General features: G+C 69.9%; 4 protein-coding genes. All 4 read right to left on the bottom strand.

Going from position 1 to position 3,745, the window contains the following annotated elements:
- Positions 1-34 precede the first annotated feature (34 nt).
- Positions 35-1,465: a hypothetical protein gene (locus PSU4_RS30645; RefSeq protein WP_147116135.1), complete on the bottom strand. Its 1,431-nt coding sequence runs from the start codon at positions 1,463-1,465 to the stop codon at positions 35-37.
- 20 nt (positions 1,466-1,485) lie between these two features.
- Positions 1,486-1,905: a PEP-utilizing enzyme gene (locus tag PSU4_RS30640; protein ID WP_147116133.1), complete on the bottom strand. Its 420-nt coding sequence runs from the start codon at positions 1,903-1,905 to the stop codon at positions 1,486-1,488.
- Positions 1,906-2,327: 422 nt separating this feature from the next.
- Positions 2,328-3,323, bottom strand: a complete 996-nt coding sequence (locus PSU4_RS30630) for a carbohydrate kinase family protein (RefSeq protein ID WP_147116131.1) — start codon at positions 3,321-3,323, stop codon at positions 2,328-2,330.
- 16 nt (positions 3,324-3,339) lie between these two features.
- Positions 3,340-3,745, bottom strand: a 406-nt coding sequence (locus tag PSU4_RS30625; RefSeq protein WP_186817280.1) for a methionine adenosyltransferase domain-containing protein, incomplete at its 5' end; no start/stop codon positions are given.

The raw sequence follows: 3,745 nt of genomic DNA, 5'->3' as shown, positions 1-3,745 counted from the left end.
GGGGTCCGCCGCGCCGCCCGGGGGTGGGAACGGACTAGAGCCAGCGGCCCTTGGAGCTGCGCAGGTTCGCCTTGTCGGAGAACGGCAGGTATCCCGCGCCGGAGAAGATCTTGCTGGGCACCGTCTCCTGCGCGAAGCCGCGCTTGGTGATGTCGTAGTAGTAGTTGGAGACGCGCTGGTCGATCTCCCACAGGTCGTAGTCGCGGCAGGCCTTCTCGTACGTCCCGGCCTTGCGCAGGTGCGGCAGGATCATGTCGACGTAGTAGACGTACTGGCCGTTCCAGATCAGGTCGCGCCGGCACATCTTCGACGTCTTCGTGTAGAGCTTGAGCGTGGCCTGCTGCACGCGACCGAGGTGGTCGGCCAGGTCGTCGATGGCGATCGGGTTGACCTCGCCCATCGGCGTGTTCCACTTCTGCCGCGAGAACACCGCCCCGCCGATGATGGCCTCGATGTAGTTCTTGGGCCGCGTGAAGGTGGTGGAGATGTCGTTGACCCGGATCTCCTCCAGCGCCATCTTCTCCGGGTCGATGATCATCGCCAGCGTGTACGAGTAGGGCAGTCCGGCGTCCTCGCTGACGTCGGACCAGTGGTAGATCTCCTCGTTCACGAACAGGTCACGCAGGATCAGCAGGTTGCCGTCGGGCAGCTCGTAGGGGCCGGTGTCGCCCAGGCCGAGCCGGTTGTCGTAGTGGTGGAGGAAGGCGAGCAGCTCGGCCGCCGCGTTGAACTGCGTGAACGCGCCGTGCTTGGGGCTGCCCGGCTCCAGCGGCTCGATCTGGCCGACGAGCTGGTCGAGGAAGTCCTGCTCGTGGATCTGGCAGCGGTAGCGGTCCTGGGAGTTGAGGATGTAGCCGTCCTGGCGCTTGCCCCAGAGCACGCGCTGCATGAACTTGAGGATCTCGTTCGACTCGGCGACGTAGTCGTCCGGGCCGATCGCCTCCAGGGCCAGCAGGCCGCAGCGGCCCATGCCGAACCCGACGGCGCCGATGCACCAGTCGTGCACCGAGTTGACCTTGGTCCCGATCTCGCGGCGGGCCGACGCGCCGATGTCGAGGATGCCCTGGGCCCCGACCTCGTCGGTGGTCATGCGCAGGATCTCCGGCCAGCGGTAGAACTCGTGCATGAAGGCCAGGATCTCGTACTCCTGGCGGGGGATCATGCCGCTGACGCCCTCGGTGGCGCGCATGACCAGCACGTCCCAGATGTTCCAGGCGAGGTAGTTGTTGAGGTCGTTGAGCTCGTCGATGCTGAACTGCGGGTTGAGCACGTCCTCCTTGGAGACCTTCTCCAGGACCTTGCTCTTGGCCCGCTCCTTGAGCATCTTGTCGCCCTTGATCCCGTCCGTGACGGGTTCGAGGCCGACGAAGTTGCCGGTGTAGGTGAGGCTCTGGAAGCGCAGGCCGTCGTCGGCCTGCTCGTAGCGCTGCTTGTAGGTGGCGCGCTTGCCCTCGGTCGTCGTCATCGTCGGTTCCTCCCCGGTCCTCAGTCGTCCGCCACGACGCGGCCGACCTCGTGGTCGGTGCAGTCCAGCCGCACCCGCCGCCCGTCGAGGAGCTTCGCGATCTCGTCGAAGTGCTCCGGCGGGGTGTTGCCGACGACGTAGCGGGACTCGCTCGAGGTCAGGTGCGCGGTCATGACGCAGGGCGTCTGGAACTCCCGGGACAGGATCCCGAGGTGCGACTCCGGGGCGCCGGACATCGTGATCACGCCGATGGCGCCCATGCTCAGGGCGGGCGCGAGGAACGTCGTGGTACCGCCCTGGACCAGCAGAATGTGCTCGGTGAGCTTCCCCGACTGGATCAGGCTGATGACGTCGGCCGGGGACTCCAGATACTTCACCGTTCCACTGGGGGATTTTCCGGTGTCGAAGACGTTGTAGCCCTCGGCCAGCACGTCGGCCATGGATGTTCCTCCTTGAACTGGTGGGTCGCCCCGGCCATGCCGCCCGCAGGTGACCGTGCGGGGCCGTGTGGCGTGGCCACACGGCGAGTTGCCTCCGTCACAGTGCCGTGGATCACCAGCGTCGCCGATGGACCGGGCGGATAGAACTGCCCACGGGCATTGTCCGGTCCGGATAGCCGGGTGTCGCGGCCCGACCGCAGGTGACGACGGTCGCGCCGCGCCCCGAGCGCGACGGGACGACCCGGACGGACCCGCACCCGAGGCACAGGTCCGCCCCCGCGCAGGAGAACGCCGAGCCCGGCGCGATGTCGGGCTCGGCGGGGGGCGAGGGCAGGGGCGAGGGCAGGGTCGAGGACGGGGGCGAGGGCAGGGTCGAGGACGGGGGCGAGCGGGGTCGTGAGTGGCGATGGTCGCGATAGCGACTATCGCCACTCACAGGGAGTCAGGACCGGTTCGATCTCGTCGGCGGCCTCGGCGCCGTGGGCGTCGCGCAGCCGGGCCAGGTCTTCCGCGAGCGAGAGGGTCCACTCCTGGGCGCCGTCGGTCTCCAGGACCAGCGTCGCGATCAGGGTGCCGAGCTGGGCGGCCCGCTCGACCGACAGCCCGCCATCGACGCCGGCGAGGAACCCGGCGCGGAAGCCGTCGCCGACCCCGGTGGGGTCCTTGATCGTCCGGGCCGGGACGACGGGTAGCGAGAGGTCGGTGCCGTCCCTGCCGACGATCCGCACGCCCTCGTCGGACAGCGTCGTGATGCGCAGGCCGACGCGGGAGGTGATCTCGTCGGCGTCCCAGCCGGTGCGGCGGGTCAGCAGCTCCCACTCGTACTCGTTGCTGAACAGGTAGCGGGCGCCGTCGACGAGGGAGCGGCACTGGTCGCCGTCCAGGCGTGGGAGCTGCTGGGAGGGGTCGGCGGCGAACGCCAACCCCAGGGCCCGGGCCTCCTCGGTCTGGGCGACCATCGCGTCGGGGTCGCTGGCCCCGACGAGCAGCAGCTCGATCCCGAAGCGGTCGACGATCGGGGCGAGCGCGATGTTCTTGGCCTCGGTCATCGCTCCCGGGTAGAAGGACGCGAGCTGGCACTGGTCGTCGTCGGTGGTGCAGGTGAAGCGGGGGGTGTTCGCCGAGTCGACGACGAGCACCGCCCCGGTCTCGACGCCGTGGCGGTCGAGCCAGGACCGGAAGTCGGCGAAGTCGGACCCGGCGGCCCCGACGAGCACCGGTCGCCGGCCGAGCACGCCCATGCCGAACGCGATGTTCGCCCCGACGCCGCCGCGGTGCACGACCAGGTCGTCGACGAGGAAGCTCAGCGAGATCCGGTCGAGCCGTTCGGCGACGAGCTGGTCGGCGAAGCGGCCGGGGAAGTGCATGAGGTGGTCGGTCGCGATGGAGCCCGCGACGGCGGTCGTCCCGACGGGCATCAGCGCGTCTCCCCGTTCAGGCGTGCGTGGGTGCGGCGTCGGCGGACAGGCCCGCGGCCCGGCGCAGCGCGTCGGCACGGTCGGTGCGCTCCCAGGGCAGGTCGACGTCGGTGCGCCCGAAGTGCCCGTAGGCCGAGGTGGGGGAGTAGATGGGGGCGTGCAGGCCCAGGTAGGTGCGGAACGCGGCGGGGCGCAGGTCGAAGTGCTCGGCGACGAGCTTGTCGATGTTCGCCCGCGACACGCGCTCGGTGCCGAAGGTGTCGACGAGCACCGACACCGGGCGGGCCACCCCGATCGCGTAGGCGACCTGGACCTCGGCGCGCTGCGCGAGCCCGGCGGCCACGACGTTCTTGGCGACGTAGCGGGCGGCGTAGGCGGCGGAGCGGTCGACCTTCGACGGGTCCTTGCCGGAGAACGCGCCA

Origin of the sequence: Pseudonocardia sulfidoxydans NBRC 16205 (assembly GCF_007989085.1) — a bacterium.
GTDB classification, from domain to species: Bacteria; Actinomycetota; Actinomycetes; order Mycobacteriales; family Pseudonocardiaceae; genus Pseudonocardia; species Pseudonocardia sulfidoxydans.
The sequence above is the reverse complement of the archived record's forward strand: the minus strand, read 5'-3'. Positions and strand labels throughout refer to the sequence as shown.

What these genes read in the sequence shown, in the direction of transcription:
- PSU4_RS30645 (WP_147116135.1), bottom strand. Translation starts at nt 1,465, where the DNA reads ATGACGACGACCGAGGGCAAGCGCGCCACCTACAAGCAGCGCTACGAG.
- PSU4_RS30630 (WP_147116131.1), bottom strand. Translation starts at nt 3,323, where the DNA reads ATGCCCGTCGGGACGACCGCCGTCGCGGGCTCCATCGCGACCGACCAC.
- PSU4_RS30640 (WP_147116133.1), bottom strand. Translation starts at nt 1,905, where the DNA reads ATGGCCGACGTGCTGGCCGAGGGCTACAACGTCTTCGACACCGGAAAA.